This is a genomic window from Natranaeroarchaeum sulfidigenes (genome assembly GCF_017094485.1).
Taxonomy (GTDB): Archaea; Halobacteriota; Halobacteria; order Halobacteriales; family Natronoarchaeaceae; genus Natranaeroarchaeum; species Natranaeroarchaeum sulfidigenes.
The window spans coordinates 787,803-804,277 of record NZ_CP064786.1; the positions used below are offsets into that span (position 1 = coordinate 787,803).

The following is a 16,475-nucleotide window of genomic DNA, read 5'->3' on the forward strand; positions in this document are numbered from 1 at the left end:
CTTCAGCGCTGGAGCGCCGGAACGTGCCAGTACCTGCCGGTGACCGGTACGTTCTTGTTGGGTATCTATGGGACTCCGTATCAGTCAATTCAGTTACCACTAAGTGGATGAAGGGAGTACGCCCCGACGTACCATGGAACTCACCTGGCACGGTCACTCGACCTGGCGCATCGTCGTCGGAGACACCGACCTGCTGATCGACCCGTTCTTCGATAACCCGAAGACAGATCTCGACCCTACGGACATAGACTCCCCCGATTACGTGCTTCTCACCCACGGTCACGACGACCACGTCGCCGATGTTGGGGCCTTCGAGGACGCGACAGTCGTGGGCAACCCGGAAGTGACCGGACACGTGGTCAGCGAGCACGGTGTCGACGAGGACGCAGTGATCGGAATGAACCTCGGCGGAACGGTCGAACTTGGCGACGCCTACGTGACGATGCACCGGGCCGACCACTCGAACGGCGTGGGCTCGGGCTTCGAGGCACCCAGTGCCGGAATGCCGGCGGGCTACGTCATCAGCGACACGAAGCCGACGCAGGTCGCTGACGAGGAGAGTACGACGTTCTACCACGCAGGCGATACCGGGCTGATGACCGAGATGCGCGACGTGATCGCGCCGTATCTCGAACCCGACGCCGCGGCCGTTCCGGTCGGCGATCACTTCACGATGGGGCCGATGCAGGCGGCAATCGCAGTCGACTGGCTCGATGTCGACCACGCGTTCCCGATGCATTACGACTCGTTCCCGCCGATCGAGATCGACACGGACGACTTCGTCCGCGAGGTGAAAGCGACGGGAAGCGACGCTGACGTCCACGTGCTGGACGGCGACGAGAGCTTCGAGCTATCGTCGTAGCTTTCACCATCCGCTTTCCGATTGAACAACCCTTACAACGACGGGCGTTGAAACAGTGGCTGCTATGGCCAAAGAAGTACACAGCACCTCCACGGAGGGCTTTTCGACGCAGAACAAGATTCGAGAGTTCGAGACGACCATCGACGCCACCGGCGAGGACGCGCCTGACACGCTCGAAACACTGCTCGCCACGTATAGCGCGTGTTTCGTCCCGGCGCTCCGCGTCGGCTCCGAACAACGTGGCGGCGGCGACCTCGGCGAGGTCGAGATCGCGGTTACGGGCGAACTGAACGACGACGACAAGCTCGAATCGATCTCGTTCGACGTCACGACCGAGGCCGACCTCGACGACGAGACGGCAGCAAAGGTCAACGAGCGCGCTCAGGAACTCTGCAAGGTCCACGACGCGCTCAAAGAGAGTCTGCACGCCGACGTGACGATCAACGACTGATCGGGCGGCTCCGTTTTCCACAGATCTAATACGGCTGTTAGCCGTACGACCGATATGGGCAACAGTGACTGGACCGACAGGATCGTCGGCGCACGTATGAAAGTAGATCAAGAGTTTTCGGAACAGGTACAGGCATCCGAGTTTTCCAGCCAGGAGTGGGGGATGATCATGACCGCGGTGGAGCTGGAGATCGAGAACCCCGAGACGCCGGAGGAGGCCCGGGTCGTCGCAAACACGGAGAGCGTCCCGCAGGTGATGCCCGCACTGGACGACGTGCGCGATCAGATGGGCGCGATGGGCGGAGCCCCGGGAGGGTCGTCGGGAGGCAGTGGGGGTGGCGGCATCATCGACAGCATACTGGGTGTGTTCGGGATGGGTGGTGACGGCGGTGGGGACGCCAAGCGGATCGAAGCAGCCGAGACTCTCGCTCAGGAGTACGCAGAGCGACTACAGTCCCATCTCGAATCACAGGGACAGTGGGAGACGGCATGCAATGCGGCAGCGAGAGCGTCTGAATAGCCCGAAAACTGTAGTTCCCACTCTTTGAAAACCGACCCCGTCATTTGAAGGGTTTTGCCTGAGAACCCAGAACTGGAGGCAACAATAATGGCAACGCAACCATCGGAACGGACGCTCGAAACCGAGATGTTCGGTCGAACGGTAAGTTACGAATACTCGGAGACGTGGGTCGGCTACTCGATGCTCTCCCTGCGTCTCGTGATGGCGTGGATATTCTTTCAGGCAGGGATCGAAAAGTGGGCCGAAGGTGGCTTCGGCGATCCGCTCGCGTGGAGTTCGGCAGGATTTCTCGAAAACGCAATCGATCCGGCGAACCCGCTCAGCGGAATGTTCGCCGCATTCGCCGACCTCGCCTGGCTGTTCGACCCGCTCGTGATCTTCGGACAGGTACTCATCGGACTTGCACTCCTGTTCGGCGTCTTCGTCCGCTTTGCGGCTATGATGGGTGCGATCCAGATGCTCATGTTCTGGACCGCCGCGTGGGAGGGTGGACTCATGGCCGGGTTCCCGGTCGAGAACGGCTACTTCATCGACAGCTCCTTTGTCTACATGCTCTTGCTGTTCGGTCTCGGCGCGTTCGGCGCTGGCCGGATCCTCGGCCTCGATTCCAAACTCGAACAGACCGAGATCGTCCAGCAGAATCCGTGGCTGCGCTACCTGCTGGGCTAAGCTGACCGGGTGGGAACTACTACTCAGTTTTGAATAACGTCAGTTCTTCAGCCTGATAGATGTTGATCAGTTCGTTGATTAGCTCGTCGTAGGACTCGTCCTCGACCTGCAGGTTGTCGAGTCGTTCGATCGTCTCCTCGTCGAGATCTATTTCTGGCATATACGTTGGATTTCGCGCGGGGGTCGCTTAATCGTCGGGGCTCACCATTGACAGACCCCCGGAAAATACAGTCAAAAGGAGTAACCGGACACTCAGAGCCGCTCGATGATCGCCGCGGTGACGTCCTCGGTGGACGCATCGCCGCCGAGATCCGGTGTGCGTGGCCCCGCATCGAGGACAGCTTCGGTCGCATCGCGGACCCGGTCACCGTCCTCGCCGTATCCGAGATGGTCGAGCATCATCGCGGCCGACAGAATCATTGCGGTAGGATTGGCGACGCCCTCACCGGCGATGTCGGGCGCAGAGCCGTGGACCGGTTCGAACAGCGCGTTCTCCGACCCGACGTTCGCGCTCGGGAGGAGTCCGAGACCGCCGACGAGTCCGGCCGCCAGATCCGACAGCATATCGCCCGCGAGGTTCGGACAGATGACGACGCCGTAGTCCTCGGGATGGGTGATCAGATGCATCGCCAGCGCGTCCATCAGGGCGGTGTCGTATTCCGCGCCGCGTTCCTCGGCGACGGCCTCGGCGGTCTCCAGAAAGAGCCCGTCCGTCTCGCGCATGACGTTTGCCTTGTGGGCGATCGTCACGTCGTCGTAGCCGTTCGTCTCGGCGTACTCGAAGCCGAACTCGGCGATATCCCGTGAGGCGTCCTCGGTGATGACGCGAGTCAGCGTCGTCACGCCGTCGGCGATTTCGCTTTCGATCCCCGAGTAGACGCCCTCGGTGTTCTCACGAATGAAGACGAGGTCGGTATCGGGCTGGACGGCGTCGAGGCCGGGGTAGGAGACTGCCGGGCGAACGTTGGCAAAGGAGCCGACGACCTCACGCAGCGGGAGGATCACGTCGGCGGCGGTCTCGCCCGCTGCACCGAACAGCGTCGCATCGGCACCGCGTGCGAGTTCGCGGGTATCCTGTGGAAGCGCTTCACCAGTTTCGGCTTTCGTCGCGTCACCCGCATCCCCCTCGACGAAATCGAACTCGATATCGAGGGCGTCGAGCACCTCGACTGCCGCTGGGGTCACTTCCTGTCCGATTCCGTCGCCCGGGATCACGGCGATCCGATGTGTCATTACCACCCCAGATGCTGTGAGGATAAGAAAGGGATTCGGTTCGACACCGCGACGTCACCTCAAGGATTAACCGCTCCGCCGACACATCCCATGATATGTACGCTACCGGGATCGGAACTCACGACCCGTCGGCGCTCCCGAGGACCAAGTGTCGCAGATCGGGGTGGCCCTGACGTGTCGGTTGCGTTCTGGGCGCTCGTCGGCCTGGGGACCCTCACCTGCCTGTTTATGGCGTGGGCGCTCGGCGCGAACAGCAACTCGCCCCCCTTCGCCCCGGCGATCGGCGCGAACGCCATCTCGACAATGCGAGCGGCGTTTATTATCGGCATCCTTGCGGCGCTGGGCGCGCTCACGCAGGGTGGTGCGATCTCCGAGACTGTCGGACAGAGCCTGATTCTCGACGTTCAGATTACCGCGCTCGCCGCGATTGCGGGACTCATCACTGCTGCGTCATTCATGATCTTCGGTGTCTACTCCGGGTATCCGGTGCCAGCGGCGTTCGCGACGACCGGAGCGATGGTCGGTGTCGGGCTCTCGCTCGGCGGCGCGCCGGCAATCGATACGTATCGCGAACTCGTCACCTTCTGGCTCCTCGTCCCCCCGACCTCCGGTGGGATGGCCTATATAACCGCGAAACTACTCAGACGGGACGACATTCCCGATACTGTCGGAGTTCCGCTGCTGGCGGGTATCGTCGGTGGGATCCTCGCGAATATTCGACTCGGCGTGATACCGTCGCCACCGGAAATCGACCAGAATTCGGTTGCGGAGTTCGTCTCGCGGCTCGTCGGAGAACCCACAGTGCTTGGGATCGACGTCGCTGTCGTGCTCGTAACCCTCGTGTTCGGCGTTGTGGGGTTCTCGTTTATCCGCAAGCAGACCATAAAATCGGCCGAAAAGGGTATCAAAACGTTCCTCCTCGTGCTGGGGGGTGTCGTCGCTTTCTCCAGTGGGGGCAGTCAGGTCGGACTGGCAACCGGCCCCCTCGAAAACCTCTTTGGCGTCGAACTCGGGCTCCCAGGAATCGTCCTGCTGACGATCGGTGCAGTGGGGATCCTTGCCGGTGCATGGATGGGCGCACCACGGCTGCTGCAGGCAACCTCCCGAGAGTACGCCCAGCTGGGAGCTCGTCGGTCGATCGCCGCGCTTGTCCCCGGCTTCATCATCGCCCAGATCGCAATCGCGCTTGGCATCCCCACCTCCTTCAATAACATCATCATCTCGGGCGTGATCGGGGGCGGGCTCGCCGCTGGCTCGGCTGGCGTCTCGCGCAGAAAGATCGGCGTCACGCTGGCGTTCTGGCTGATCACGCTCTCGACGTCGATCGTCATCGGCTTCGGGCTGTATCAACTGCTTTCGACCGTGCTGGGAATTCAGTAACTACCTGATCACAGTCACGGACACCGGAGCTTCCGCCACGACTTTCGTCGCAACCGTCCCGAGGAGCCGTTTTGCGATCCGATTCGCGTCGCCGCCGTGCCCGCCCATGACGACGTGATCGACGTCACGGTCCTCGGCAACGTCGAGGATCACGTCCGCCGGATCACCAGTCTCGATCATGATGTCGACCGTTCGATCCGCCACGTCTGCCTGACGTTCCGCTTGCTCGATTACCAGTTCGGCGTGCTCGCGGGCGGCACCGACTCGCTCCTCATCAGCGCCGAGAAGACCCCCCTCGCTCATCGGCGCGTCGAGCGGCAGGATGACGTTCACAACCGTGATCGGACACTCGAACGTTTCCAGTGCGTGTTCGAGTGCGTCGTCAGCCAGCGGCGAGCCGTCCAGCGGGACGAGGACGTGTGAAGGTGCCACAGATGATCTTCGACTGGCGGGGTTTTGTATCTCACGGCGACCGGTCCGGCGGGACAAAGAAGCGGGACAAAAACGCAATTACTGCGGGTGGTCGATCAGCCTTCGGTCTCGGTGACATCGATCGCGCCGTACATCCCTTCAGCAGTGTGGGGTTCACAGTAGTACAGCTGAATCCCGTCGTCGTCAAAGGACTGATCGAAAGTCGTCCCGTCTTCGGCAACGACATCACCGCTGTTGAAGTCCGATGCGGAATCCTCGTCGGAGACGACGTTGTGCGCACCACCCTCCCAGACCCATTCGACGGTCGTGCCCGAGTCGATCCGGATCGCGGCCGGTTCGAAGACGTTGGTGTCAGTCAGTGAGACTGTCACCTGCTCCTCGCCTGTCGCGTCGACCATCGTCCCATCGTAGTTAGGCGCGTCCTGTAGATACTCCTCGATCGCTACAGGGACCTCGTCGATCTCGCCGATAGATCCGTCGTCATCGTTTTCTGTTCCGTTCTCGTCGTCGCTATCGTCGACCTCCACGGCTCCGTTTTCATCGCCGTCATCGGCACAGCCGGCCAGGGCAGTGAGGGCGACGGTTCCACTCGCAGCGATAAATCGGCGGCGGCTCTGTTGGTTCGACATGCACCGCGAGGTTGGTTTCTATGGTCAAAAGCACAGTGGTATAGTTATATTGATATGTATTGATTGATGCTGTACAATAGATACAGCTACTCTCTCCGTCAGCAACTCAGAAAAACGAATCTACGGCGGTTTTAGCTGAACCGAGGCGCTAAGCCCCCTTCCTCAAGGAGCGACCGAAGGGAGCGAGTAGGGAGGGGATACAGCGCCGCACGAGTAGCAAACACGTTCAACACTCGGCCCACAGGCCCACGCAATCGCAACTCTTATTTGTGTAGTTTGTGTATTGTGTGGTGTGGCAACGCGCAAGAACATCTCTATCCGCGACGACCAAGCCGAGTGGATTCAGGAAAACCACCTGAACCTTTCCTCGTTCGTTCAAGAAAAATTGGATGAACTAATCGAGGAGCGAGAGTAACGGATGTACTACGCCTACAAGTACCGTCTCAAACCGTCCGACGCCCACCGCGAGGAGTTGGACCGCCACCGAGACATTTGTAGGCAACTGTACAACCACACGCTCTACCGCCTCAACGAGTACCAAGATGAACACGGCGAACTGCCGTCCATGACCACGCTTCGGTCGGAACTTCCCGACCTCAAGAAGTGGTGGGACGGCCTCTCGGACGTGTACTCGAAGGTCCTCCAAACCGTCGTGGAACGCCTGTTCGACAACCTCAAAGGACTCTCGGCGCTCAAGAAGAACGGCTACGGCGTCGGTCAACTCAAGTGGAAGTCGCCACGGGAGTTCCGCAGTTTCACGTACAGTCAGTCTGGCTTCAAGCTCGACAAGAAGGGCGGTCAGACTGTGCTGTCACTCTCGAAACTCGGAAACATACCGATTCGACTCCACCGCGCCATCCCCGACGACGCGACGCTCAAACAGGTCACGGTTAAGAAGGAACCGACGGGCGAGTGGTTCGCCACCTTCGGCGTCGAAATGGACCGCGAACCACCCGAACCGCCTGAGAACCCCGAGAAATACGTCGGTATCGACGTAGGAATTCTCAAGTACGCCCACGACACCGACGGGACGGCGGTCGGGTCGCTCGACCTCACCGACGAGCGCGAACGCTTGGAACGCGAACAGCGGTCCCTCTCACGGAAGGAACACGGGTCGAACAACTGGGAGAAGCAACGGCGACGGGTCGCGGAGTGTCACGCCGACCTTCGACGGAAGCGCCGCGACTTCCTCCACAAGCTCTCGGCGTACTACGCCCGAGAGTACGACTTCGTGGCGGTCGAAGACTTGAACGTGAAGAGGATGCTCGAATCACCGTCGAACAGTCGCAACAGGGCGTCGGCGGCGTGGCGAACGTTCCTCTCGTTGCTCGAATACAAGTGTGAGCGCGAGGGGACGCACTTCGTCGCGGTCAACCCGGGAGGGACGACCAAGGAGTGCGCGGCGTGCGGCGTTTCGACGGAGAAGCCGTTGTGGGTCCGTGAACATTCCTGTCCCGCCTGCGGGTTTGAGGCGGACAGGGACGCGAACGCGGCGTGGAACATTCTTTCTCGCGGCCTCGAAGACATAGGAGTGGGATACTCCGAATCAACGCCTGTAGAGACTGCGCTCCCTGTGGATACGCCTGTATCTGCAAAGCGCGTCGTAGAATCAGGAAGCCCTACCCTCAAGGAGCGAACGGCGTCAGCCGTGAGCGAGTAGGGTAGGGTAGTTCACTCGTCCGATTCGACGTAGGGAAGCCCGTCAACGGTCGCCTCGACCTTGCTCATGTTCGAGTACATCAGCGCGGTCGTGTCCCAGATCCCGTCGACGAGCGCTTCTTGCATCGAGCTGTCAATATCGACATCCACAGTGGTCTCGCCGTAGGTGACGGTCTCGTCCTCGACGTCGATCTCGACGTCGCCGTCCGGGTGCTCGCGGATCCACTCCTGGAGCGCGGTCACGGTCTCTTTGTCCGCCGTCGCGGCGGGGATGCCAAGGGACTTGCAGTTGTCCGCGAAGATCTCCGCGAACGTCTCGCCGACGACGCCGTCGACGCCCCAGCGCATCATGGCCTGGGGGGCGTGCTCGCGGGAGGAGCCACAGCCGAAGTTCTTGTTGACGACCGCGATGTTGGCCCCCTCGAACTCGTTGAGCGGGTGGTCGTTGAACTCGCCGTCGTCGTCCCGCCGCGCGTCGTAAAAGAGGTAATCGGCCATGTTGTCGAAGGTCACCTCTTTCATGAACCGCGCGGGCAGGATCTGATCGGTGTCGATGTCGTCGCCGGGGATCGGGACGCCGGTGCCCGAAACCTCGGTGATGTGGTTCTCACCCGACATCAGTCTGCCACCTCCTCGACGTCGTCGGCTGCAAGCACGTCCGACGGTCCGTCGTCCAGGAACCGTCGGGCATCGGTAACTTCACCCTCTACCGCCGCGGCGGCGACCATCGCAGGGCTCATGAGGACGGTCCGCCCGTCCTTGTCTCCCTGCCGGCCGATGAAGTTCCGGTTCGAGGAGGACGCACAGACCTCGTCGGCACCGAGTTTGTCGTCGTTCATCGCCAGACACATCGAACAGCCAGCACGTCGCCATTCCCAGCCAGCCTCGATGAACGTCTGGTCGATACCGCGGGCCTCACACTCCTTGCGGACGGTCTCCGATCCGGGAACCGCGAGCGCCCAGACGTCGTCGGGGACCTGCTGGCCCTCGATGATGTCGGCAGCGACTTCGAAGTCCGAGACTCGACCGTTCGTACAGGTGCCAAGGAAGGCGACATCGACGTCGTAGCCGAGCATCGAGTCGCCCGGCGACAGCTCCATGTGATCGAGCGCCTGTTCGGCGGCCTCCTGTTCTGTCTGGGTGGGAAGATCCGAGGGAGCCGGGATCGGCTCGGATACCTCGATGACCTGTCCGGGGTTGATCCCCCAGGTCACGAGGGGGTCGATGTCGTCGACGTTGATCGTCACGACGTCGTCGTATTCGGCGTCGGCGTCGCTTTTGATCGACTCCCAGTATTCGACGAGTTCGTCGAAGGCCTCGCCCTCGGGGACGTACTCGCGACCGCGCAGGTACTCGTAGGTGGTTTCGTCGGGGTTGATATAGCCCGCTCGCGCGCCGCCCTCGATCGACATGTTACAGATCGCCAGGCGGCCTTCCATATCGAGCTCCTCGATCGCCGGGCCGCCGTACTCGTAGACGTGACCGACCCCGCCGTCAACGCCCAGCTCCTGGATGATCTTCAGGATGATGTCCTTGGCGTAGACGCCCTCGCCGAGACTCCCCTCGATCTCGATACGGCGGACTTTCTGCTTGTCGGCGGCGATACAGCCAGTCGCGAGCACGTCGCGGATCTGGCTGGTTCCGATTCCCACGCCGATCGAGCCAAAGGCACCGTGAGTCGCCGTGTGGCTGTCACCACAGGCGACAGTCATCCCGGGCTGGCTCAGCCCCAGTTCGGGCGCGACGACGTGCGTGATTCCCTGCTTGCCCGATTCGAAGTCGAAGAAAGTGATGCCGTTCTCGCCCGTGTTGGTCTCCAGGGCATCGAGCATCTCCTCGGACTTCTCGTCTTCAAGGGGTCGTTTTCGCTTTTCCTCCTGAGTCGGGACGATGTGGTCTGTCGTCGCGAACGTCCGCTCGGGGTACGCGACGTTCAGGTCGCGTTCGCGCAGCATGCCGAAGGCCTGTGGGCTCGTCACCTCGTGGACGAGATGCAGGCCGATGAACAGCTGATCCTGTCCGTTCGGCAGCTCCGTTACCTTGTGGTTCTCCCATACCTTGTCGTACAGCGTTCCATCACTCATTATATACTCCCTCGTCGTGTGTGACTACGTCAGCCTGCCGGTCTCCGCCGCGCTCGAAGGCGGGGGCTGCCCCCTCGCCATGGGGCGGGACGTGATCGACGTCCGCCATCTGTCCGTCGCTCGTCTCGTCCGATTCTGGAGACCCGCCGTCGGTAACGACTGTCGGGCCGCGCTCGAACGAGCGGGCCGCGCTGGCGTCCCCGAACGGGTGGGTGTGATCGACGTCTTGCATGCTGTCAGTCATCTGCTGGCACTTCCTCCCGCTGTTCTTCCCACGCGAACAGTTCGCGCAGACGGCCGCCGACGTCCTCGATCTCGTGTCCCTCCTCGGCGGCGCGCAGCTGTTTGTAGCTCGGTCGGTTCGTCTGGTTCTCGGTGATCCACTCGCGGGCGAACTCGCCGTTCTGTACCTCTTCGAGTACCTGCTCCATCCCCTCGCGGGCGTACTCGTCGTCGACGACGTACTCGCCGCGGGTTATTCCGCCGTACTCGGCGGTGTCCGAGACGGAGTTCCACATGCCCATCAGCCCGTCCTCGTAGATCAGGTCGACGATGAGCTTCATCTCGTTCATGCACTCGAAGTAGGCCATCTCCGGGGAGTAGCCCGCATCGACGAGCGTCTCGTAGCCCATCTTCATCAGCTCCGTGACGCCGCCACAGAGAACGGCCTGCTCGCCGAACAGGTCGGTTTCGACCTCCTCCTGGAACGTCGTCTCGATGACGCCCGCACGGGTACAGCCGATCGCTTCCGCGTAGGCCAGCGACTGTTCTTTGGCATCGCCGGTCGCGTCCTGATACACCGCGATCAGACCCGGAACACCCTCGCCGCGCTGATAGGTGCGGCGCACGAGATGGCCGGGGGACTTCGGAGCGACCATCGTCACGTCGACGTCCTCCGGCGGGCGGATCTGGCCGTAGTGGATGTTGAATCCGTGAGCGAACTGCAAGGTATCTCCGGCCTCCAGTCCATCGGCTATCGCCTCGTAGACTGCGGGCTGGATCGTGTCGGGCACGAGCATCTGCACGATGTCGGCCTCGGCGGCGGCGACATCGGGCGTCTCGACGCGCAACCCCTCGCTTTCGGCCTCGGGCCACGAGGACGAATCCTCGCGCAGGCCAACGATCACGTCGACGCCGCTGTCGTTCAGGTTGAGCGCGTGTGCGTGGCCCTGGCTCCCGTAGCCGAGAACGGCGACCGTCTTGTCTTCGATATACGTGCTATCCGCGTCTTCGTCTCGATATACTGTCGTGGTAAATTCGTCTGCCATAGGTCTCTCAGTGTTTAGTCGTCGGCCGGCACTTCTTTGCTTTCCGGTTCTGCGATCTGCGGTCCGTTGGGCGCGGTCCGTTCTGCGCCGCGGGTCAGCGCGGCCGTTCCGGTCCGGACGATCTCGACGATCCCGAACCGCTCGAACGCGTCGATCGCGGCGTCAATCTTTTGCTCGCTTCCCGTGATCTCGACGGTGACGGTCTCCTGCCCTGCGTCGACCGCCTGCCCGCCGTACATCTCCGCCAGGGACTGGACCTGATCGGGATGGGTCCCATCGACCTTGATCAGGGCCAGATCCCGCCGCGTCGCGTCGGCCGGCAGCTCGGTCACGGAGACGACAGGCACAAGCTTCTGTAGCTGTTTTTTGGCCTGCTCGATGCCCGGATCCGGCTCCTCGATGACGAGCGTGATTCGGGCGCGGTTCTCGTCGGTCGTCGCGCCGACGGTCAGGCTCTCGATGTTGAACTGGCGCCGGCTGAACAGCGAGGCGACGTTCGCGAGTACGCCGGGTTCGTGAGCGACCAGCGCGGAGAGGACGACCTGCCGGGTGTCCGGTTCGGCCTCTGCGTCGGGGTCGATCCGGATTCCCTGCGGGTTGCGTCTTCGTGACGTCTCCGGTCGTTCGCTCGGATGCGGTCCCTCCAGTGCCTTGGAATCGATGTCGTCGCTCATTGTCAGATGTCGTCCAGCTGGCTTGCGTTCAGTGCGAACTTCCCGTTGTTTCCACCGCTTGGGACCATCGGGTAGACGTTCGCCTGTGGGTCGATGCGGAAGTCAATGACACTCGGGCCGTCGTACTCCATTGCGGCCTCGACGGCGTCTGCGACCTCGTCGTAGTTCTCGACTGCCTCGCCGTGGGCGCCGAACGCCTCGGCGAGCTTGTCGAATTCGGGACACCAGCCGTACTCCGAGGCGGCGTGACGCCCCTCGAAGAAGGCGTCCTGCCACTGGCGAACCATCCCGATGTACTCGTTGTTCAACACGGCGACGGTGATGTCCATGTTCTCGCGGACGGCGACAGAGAGCTCCTGCATCGTCATCAGGAACGAGCCATCGCCCTCGAAACAGATGACCTCCTGGTCATCGTCGGCCGCGACGCGTGCGCCGATCGCCGCGGGCAGGCCGTAGCCCATCGTTCCCAGACCGTTCGAGCTGACGAACGTGCGCGGTTCCAGCCAGTCCCAGTACTGCCAGGCCCACATCTGGTGCTGGCCGACACCGGTAGTGACGATCGCACGATCGCTCGTGGCCTCGTCCAGCGCCTCGACGACGAACTCCGGCTGGAGCGCGCGGTCCTCGGGGACCGGGTAATCCATCGGATACTCCGCTTTCCACGTCTGGCACTGCTCGCGCCACTCGTCCGCGTCGGGCGCGTGCTCGATCTCGTCGTCGAGCTGCTCGATAACCGTCCCCGCGTCGCCGATCAGCGGGTAGTCGGCATGGACGTTCTTGCTGATCTCGGCGGGATCGATATCGACGTGAACGACCTCGGCCTCGGGGGCGAACGTCTCGATGCCGCCGGTCAGCCGATCGTCGAAGCGCGTCCCGATACCGATCAGCAGGCTGGAATGGTGCATCGCCATGTTGGCGAAGCCGGTGCCGTGCATTCCGCCGCCCGCCATCGAGAGCTCGTGGTCCTCCGGGAACGCGCCGGTGCCCGGCATCGTCGTGACGACCGGGATCTCGTACTCCGTCGCGAACTCGTACAGTTCCTCGGAGGCCTCGCTCCGGATGACACCCCCGCCCGCGAGGATCGTGGGCCGTTCCGCAGCTTCGATCGCGCGTGCGGCTTCCGCGATACTGTCCGGCTCGGCGTGCTCGGTGTACTCGTATGTGTCCGGAACCGTCGCTTCGCCCGGTTCGGCGTCGGTCTCGCCCAGCGTGATATCCTTGGGCAGGTCGACCAGGGTCGGACCGGGTCGTCCCTCACGGGAGAGCGCGAGCGCGGAGCCGACATCGTCGCCGACCGTATCGGAGTCGTCCGCAAAGATGTTGTGTTTCGTGATCGGATCGGTCACGCCGGTCGTATCCGTCTCCTGGAAGGCGTCGTTACCGACGAAGTTCGTCGGGACCTGTCCAGTCAGGGCGACGAACGGATCGGAGTCCATTGAGGCGTCCGCGATGCCCGTGATGAGGTTCGTCGCGCCCGGCCCGGACGTCGCAAGACAGACACCAGGGTCGTTTGCGACGACGCCGTAGGCGTCCGCAGCGTGAGCCGCACCCTGCTCGTGGGCCATCGTGACGTGGGTGAGCTGCTCTGAGCTGTACAGCGCGTCGTAGACGGGCATGATCGCCCCGCCCTGAACGCCAAAGAGGTGTTCGACGCCGTCGTTTTCGAGCGCGCGGACGACCGCCTCCGCGCCCGTAGTGACGGGCTGTTGGTCCGCTTTGGCGTCTTCACCGTCCTCGGGAATCTCCGCGGCGTGTGCCGGTTCGCTCATGCACGATCACCTGTTGGCCGTGCTGTGGTGGTTGGCTGGCGATACTGTCGTCGTGGGTGTCGGGATCGATACATGGTTCGAGCGGTGACTGTGTGATCTACGGTCGATGCGGGCCGGGTCGAAAACTGTAGTAGTGGTGGGGCTAGAAGGCCCCTACGATCACACCGAGAAGACGTCGGACGGACCGGGTGCTGGCGGCCTCGGGCACACCAGCCGTGACGGTCCGTGTCATCAGTACGCTTCTGATGCCCTTCGTGTACATAATTCTTGTGAGTCGGAGCGACGTGTACCGGTAGCTCGGGGTTGTCACTACCGGCAAACCGGGAAGCGGTCATCAGGCGCGGACCTCCTCGGTGCGCTTGATGCCCTGCTCGTGGGCGAACTCCTTCAGCATCTCCATCGTCACACGTTCTTTCTCCGCGCCACGGTCTTTCACCTGACGTGTGAGCGCCCGAACTTCCTCGTCGGTCGGCGCGAATCCGGCGTCTTCCAGCCGTTCGCGAACCGAGTGGTTGCCGGTGTGTTTACCCAGCACCAGCTTGCGGTGTGCGCCGACCATCTGTGGGGTCATGACGCCCGGCTCGAACGTGTCGGAGTTCTCGATGACGCCCGCGGCGTGGATACCGCTCTCGTGGGAGAAGGCGTTCTCGCCGACGACGGGCTTGTTGCCCGGCACGTCGATCCCGCTTTTCTCCTCGACCAGCCGCGAGAGCTCGGTGATACGTGTCGTGTCGATGCCGGTATCGACCTGATACACCGATTCGATCGCCATCACGAACTCCTCGTAGGCCGCGTTGCCAGCGCGCTCGCCGATCGAGTTGACCGACACCTGTGCCTGTTTTGCGCCCGCCTCGATGCCCGAAAGGGCGTTGGCGGTCGCCAGCCCGAAGTCGTCGTGGGTGTGGACGTCGACGTTGGCGTCGGTGTGGGAGACGACCGTGCTGATCAGGTCGTAGAACCGGCGCGGCGTCGCCACGCCGCAGGTATCGGGGATGTTGATCCAGTCGGTCCCGGCCTCGGTTACCGCCTCGATTACCTCGATCAGATAGTCCTCGTCGGTGCGGGTCGCGTCCATCGGCGAGTACATGCAGATCGCGCCTGCATCCTTGACTCGCTCCACGGCGGCGACCGAACGCTCTACTACTTCCTCGCGGGTTGCGTGCATCGAATCCTCGATCTGGACATCGCTCGTCGAGGAGAACACGTGGACCATCTCGACGCCGCTGTCGAGCGCGGCCTCGATGTCCTTGTCGACGACCCGGGCCAGACCGCAGGTCGTCGTGGACGTGTGTTTTGCGATGTCACGTACTGCCTCGAACTCCGCGTCGGAGTTGACGGGGAACCCGGCCTCGATGACGTGGGTGCCCATCTCGTCCAGCACAGCCGCTATCTCGCGTTTGTCTTCGTACGAGAACGATGTGCGGGGTGACTGCTCTCCGTCGCGGAGTGTGGTATCGAAAACGCGTGCTGACTCAATTTCGTCAGTGGAATCTAACGTGCCCTGGAAGAACTCGACCCCCCTGACTGGTGTCAGAGGACGAATCCATGGACGGTTGGTCGGACATGGTATCTCAACGAATCACGTCCCAACATATAAGCGTATCGTTCGTTCGGCCAGTCCGGCCCGGTGAGAGGACGTCAAATATGACAAATCCGGATCTACAGGCGGAACAGGCCGAGTGCCTCGGGGCTTGACCCCGGAGCAGTTCACCCTGTGCTCGCCAGCGAAGCGGCGTCAGACGACATACGTTCTCGGGATCACCACGAGTCGTGTCCACAGGCCAGTGAGCAGACGCTTCTCCCACAGAACTGAGAAGGTTTTTTCTCGGGGGGGTGCCTCGGGTGGGACATGTCCGATTTCAACCTCGATCTCCGGTCGGTCGAAGACTACATAGAGGACGAGGAAGACGGCGAGTCCCTCGAGGGGCGGGTCGTGCTGGGCGTGCTTGATGGGACAACCGATCCCGCGGAGTGGCTCCAGACCGTCCTGGACGGAAACGTCCTTGTACTCAATGTGGATGGGGACGTGAACGAACTGGCTGCTGGCTTCGCCCGGGAGGTGCGCGACGAGGACGGCGAACTGGTCCACTTTCGGGGATTCCTGATCGTCACGCCGCCCGGCGTCGAGATCGATCGCGACCGGCTGTAGCTCCGTCTGTTTCGTACACCTGCCTGTAGTTAATCCGTTCCGTACGCCCGGTTGAACCGGCTTTCCGAGAGCAGCAGGTCCTCCATCGCGGGCATATGTTTGACGTTGAAGACGACTTGCGTGTCCTCGGTTACCGGCGTCGTGATGCAGGAAAGCCGGATTCCGCGGTCGATCATCTCCTGGGTGAGAACGTGACTCGTCGGGATCGGAACTTCGCCGTCGATCACCGCGACCGCACAGTTCGAGCAGGCCCCGCCGCGACAGGCGAAGGGCCATGCCAGCCCGGCGTTCTCGGCGGCTTCGAGCAACGTTTCCGACTCCTCGACCGTGATCTCACCGTAGTCCGCGTTCCCCAGATTCGCGTCGGCTGCCTTCTCGAACAGGTCCTCGTCGTCGAGGCTCCAGTCGTGCTCGTCCAGTCGCTCGTAGTTGAGAAACTCCACCCGATACTGCGGACGCTCGTCGGTCTCCTCGACGGCTTCGCGTCCCTCGTGAACCGACACCGGACTGACCTCGCCCGCCTCGATCCGCTCGTAGGCCGTTTTGACGGCCTGGAACGCGCGTGCGGAGCCGCCGTGGTCCGGATGCGTCTCCTTGACTCGTTCTCGATAGGCGTCAAGCACCTCCTCCTCGTCGGCGTCACGCGTCACGCCGAGGATATCGTAGGGCGATGCCACGGACTCGGCTAGCGGCCCGG

General features: G+C 62.5%; 20 protein-coding genes. 8 read left to right on the forward strand and 12 right to left on the reverse strand.

Annotated elements, in window-relative coordinates; genetic code table 11:
- Window positions 1–133: 133 nt before the first annotated feature.
- The 4 genes from AArcS_RS04090 (at window position 134) to AArcS_RS04105 (ending at window position 2,501) form a co-directional block, all read left to right on the forward strand.
- Window positions 134–862, forward strand: a complete 729-nt coding sequence (locus AArcS_RS04090) for a metal-dependent hydrolase (protein ID WP_238479148.1) — start codon at window positions 134–136, stop codon at window positions 860–862.
- 64 nt (window positions 863–926) lie between these two features.
- A complete protein-coding gene (locus AArcS_RS04095) occupies window positions 927–1,313 on the forward strand; it encodes an OsmC family protein (protein ID WP_238479149.1) in 387 nt (128 codons plus the stop codon).
- 54 nt (window positions 1,314–1,367) lie between these two features.
- Window positions 1,368–1,832 (forward strand): DUF5799 family protein, encoded by a 465-nt coding sequence (locus AArcS_RS04100; protein WP_238479150.1) that lies wholly within the window; start codon window positions 1,368–1,370, stop codon window positions 1,830–1,832.
- 87 nt (window positions 1,833–1,919) lie between these two features.
- Window positions 1,920–2,501 carry a DoxX family protein gene (locus AArcS_RS04105; protein ID WP_238479151.1) on the forward strand — a complete coding sequence of 194 codons (582 nt, stop codon included), beginning with the start codon at window positions 1,920–1,922 and terminating at the stop codon, window positions 2,499–2,501.
- A gap of 19 nt (window positions 2,502–2,520) precedes the next feature.
- On the opposite strand, the gene AArcS_RS04110 is transcribed toward AArcS_RS04105, so the two are convergent.
- The gene (locus AArcS_RS04110) at window positions 2,521–2,661 is read right to left on the reverse strand and encodes a DUF7557 family protein (RefSeq protein ID WP_238479152.1); all 141 of its coding nucleotides are present in this window, start codon (window positions 2,659–2,661) and stop codon (window positions 2,521–2,523) included.
- 92 nt (window positions 2,662–2,753) lie between these two features.
- On the reverse strand, window positions 2,754–3,734 hold the full coding sequence (locus AArcS_RS04115) for an isocitrate/isopropylmalate dehydrogenase family protein (protein ID WP_238479153.1): 981 nt from the start codon (window positions 3,732–3,734) through the stop codon (window positions 2,754–2,756).
- A 228-nt stretch (window positions 3,735–3,962) separates the two neighbouring features.
- Between AArcS_RS04115 and AArcS_RS04120 the strand changes: the two genes are divergently transcribed.
- Entirely contained in the window at window positions 3,963–5,114 is a 1,152-nt protein-coding gene (locus AArcS_RS04120; protein WP_238479974.1) for an inorganic phosphate transporter, read from the forward strand.
- On the opposite strand, the gene AArcS_RS04125 is transcribed toward AArcS_RS04120, so the two are convergent.
- Together AArcS_RS04125 and AArcS_RS04130 are read right to left on the reverse strand one after the other, a co-directional pair.
- A complete protein-coding gene (locus tag AArcS_RS04125) occupies window positions 5,115–5,546 on the reverse strand; it encodes a universal stress protein (RefSeq protein WP_238479154.1) in 432 nt (143 codons plus the stop codon). It abuts the gene before it with no gap.
- Between the two features lie 95 nt (window positions 5,547–5,641).
- Window positions 5,642–6,175 (reverse strand): halocyanin domain-containing protein, encoded by a 534-nt coding sequence (locus AArcS_RS04130; RefSeq protein WP_238479155.1) that lies wholly within the window; start codon window positions 6,173–6,175, stop codon window positions 5,642–5,644.
- A gap of 292 nt (window positions 6,176–6,467) precedes the next feature.
- On the opposite strand from AArcS_RS04130, the gene AArcS_RS15845 reads away from it, so the two are divergent.
- A complete protein-coding gene (locus AArcS_RS15845) occupies window positions 6,468–6,590 on the forward strand; it encodes a hypothetical protein (protein WP_259371239.1) in 123 nt (40 codons plus the stop codon).
- Window positions 6,591–6,593: 3 nt separating this feature from the next.
- On the forward strand, window positions 6,594–7,835 hold the full coding sequence (locus tag AArcS_RS04135) for an RNA-guided endonuclease InsQ/TnpB family protein (RefSeq protein ID WP_238479156.1): 1,242 nt from the start codon (window positions 6,594–6,596) through the stop codon (window positions 7,833–7,835).
- Window positions 7,836–7,846: 11 nt separating this feature from the next.
- On the opposite strand, the gene AArcS_RS04140 is transcribed toward AArcS_RS04135, so the two are convergent.
- The 7 genes from AArcS_RS04140 to AArcS_RS04170 form a co-directional block, all read right to left on the reverse strand.
- Window positions 7,847–8,452 carry a 3-isopropylmalate dehydratase small subunit gene (locus AArcS_RS04140; RefSeq protein ID WP_238479157.1) on the reverse strand — a complete coding sequence of 202 codons (606 nt, stop codon included), beginning with the start codon at window positions 8,450–8,452 and terminating at the stop codon, window positions 7,847–7,849.
- A complete protein-coding gene (leuC, locus tag AArcS_RS04145; protein WP_238479158.1) occupies window positions 8,452–9,918 on the reverse strand; it encodes a 3-isopropylmalate dehydratase large subunit in 1,467 nt (488 codons plus the stop codon). The genes AArcS_RS04140 and leuC overlap by 1 nt, the downstream gene beginning before the upstream one ends.
- Complete coding sequence (locus AArcS_RS04150) at window positions 9,911–10,162, reverse strand: DUF7989 family protein (protein WP_238479159.1); 252 nt, start codon at window positions 10,160–10,162, stop codon at window positions 9,911–9,913. The genes leuC and AArcS_RS04150 overlap by 8 nt, the downstream gene beginning before the upstream one ends.
- A complete protein-coding gene (gene ilvC / locus AArcS_RS04155; protein WP_238479160.1) occupies window positions 10,155–11,186 on the reverse strand; it encodes a ketol-acid reductoisomerase in 1,032 nt (343 codons plus the stop codon). The genes AArcS_RS04150 and ilvC overlap by 8 nt, the downstream gene beginning before the upstream one ends.
- A 14-nt stretch (window positions 11,187–11,200) precedes the next feature.
- Entirely contained in the window at window positions 11,201–11,860 is a 660-nt protein-coding gene (gene ilvN / locus AArcS_RS04160) for an acetolactate synthase small subunit (protein WP_238479161.1), read from the reverse strand.
- Window positions 11,861–11,862: 2 nt separating this feature from the next.
- On the reverse strand, window positions 11,863–13,629 hold the full coding sequence (gene ilvB, locus AArcS_RS04165; RefSeq protein WP_238479162.1) for a biosynthetic-type acetolactate synthase large subunit: 1,767 nt from the start codon (window positions 13,627–13,629) through the stop codon (window positions 11,863–11,865).
- 334 nt (window positions 13,630–13,963) lie between these two features.
- Entirely contained in the window at window positions 13,964–15,199 is a 1,236-nt protein-coding gene (locus tag AArcS_RS04170; RefSeq protein ID WP_238479975.1) for a LeuA family protein, read from the reverse strand.
- 279 nt (window positions 15,200–15,478) lie between these two features.
- On the opposite strand from AArcS_RS04170, the gene AArcS_RS04175 reads away from it, so the two are divergent.
- Entirely contained in the window at window positions 15,479–15,778 is a 300-nt protein-coding gene (locus AArcS_RS04175; protein WP_238479163.1) for a DUF5779 family protein, read from the forward strand.
- 29 nt (window positions 15,779–15,807) lie between these two features.
- Here AArcS_RS04175 and fer read toward each other — a convergent pair whose 3' ends face one another.
- Window positions 15,808–16,455, reverse strand: coding sequence for a ferredoxin Fer (gene fer / locus AArcS_RS04180; protein ID WP_238479164.1), 648 nt, complete (start codon window positions 16,453–16,455; stop codon window positions 15,808–15,810).
- Window positions 16,456–16,475: the final 20 nt, after the last annotated feature.

What these genes read in the sequence shown, in the direction of transcription:
- AArcS_RS04090 (WP_238479148.1), top strand. Translation starts at nt 134, where the DNA reads ATGGAACTCACCTGGCACGGTCACTCGACCTGGCGCATCGTCGTCGGA.
- AArcS_RS04095 (WP_238479149.1), top strand. Translation starts at nt 927, where the DNA reads ATGGCCAAAGAAGTACACAGCACCTCCACGGAGGGCTTTTCGACGCAG.
- AArcS_RS04100 (WP_238479150.1), top strand. Translation starts at nt 1,368, where the DNA reads ATGGGCAACAGTGACTGGACCGACAGGATCGTCGGCGCACGTATGAAA.
- AArcS_RS04105 (WP_238479151.1), top strand. Translation starts at nt 1,920, where the DNA reads ATGGCAACGCAACCATCGGAACGGACGCTCGAAACCGAGATGTTCGGT.
- AArcS_RS04110 (WP_238479152.1), bottom strand. Translation starts at nt 2,661, where the DNA reads ATGCCAGAAATAGATCTCGACGAGGAGACGATCGAACGACTCGACAAC.
- AArcS_RS04115 (WP_238479153.1), bottom strand. Translation starts at nt 3,734, where the DNA reads ATGACACATCGGATCGCCGTGATCCCGGGCGACGGAATCGGACAGGAA.
- AArcS_RS04120 (WP_238479974.1), top strand. Translation starts at nt 3,963, where the DNA reads ATGGCGTGGGCGCTCGGCGCGAACAGCAACTCGCCCCCCTTCGCCCCG.
- AArcS_RS04130 (WP_238479155.1), bottom strand. Translation starts at nt 6,175, where the DNA reads ATGTCGAACCAACAGAGCCGCCGCCGATTTATCGCTGCGAGTGGAACC.
- AArcS_RS04135 (WP_238479156.1), top strand. Translation starts at nt 6,594, where the DNA reads ATGTACTACGCCTACAAGTACCGTCTCAAACCGTCCGACGCCCACCGC.
- AArcS_RS04140 (WP_238479157.1), bottom strand. Translation starts at nt 8,452, where the DNA reads ATGTCGGGTGAGAACCACATCACCGAGGTTTCGGGCACCGGCGTCCCG.
- leuC (WP_238479158.1), bottom strand. Translation starts at nt 9,918, where the DNA reads ATGAGTGATGGAACGCTGTACGACAAGGTATGGGAGAACCACAAGGTA.
- AArcS_RS04150 (WP_238479159.1), bottom strand. Translation starts at nt 10,162, where the DNA reads ATGACTGACAGCATGCAAGACGTCGATCACACCCACCCGTTCGGGGAC.
- ilvC (WP_238479160.1), bottom strand. Translation starts at nt 11,186, where the DNA reads ATGGCAGACGAATTTACCACGACAGTATATCGAGACGAAGACGCGGAT.
- ilvN (WP_238479161.1), bottom strand. Translation starts at nt 11,860, where the DNA reads ATGAGCGACGACATCGATTCCAAGGCACTGGAGGGACCGCATCCGAGC.
- ilvB (WP_238479162.1), bottom strand. Translation starts at nt 13,629, where the DNA reads ATGAGCGAACCGGCACACGCCGCGGAGATTCCCGAGGACGGTGAAGAC.
- AArcS_RS04175 (WP_238479163.1), top strand. Translation starts at nt 15,479, where the DNA reads ATGTCCGATTTCAACCTCGATCTCCGGTCGGTCGAAGACTACATAGAG.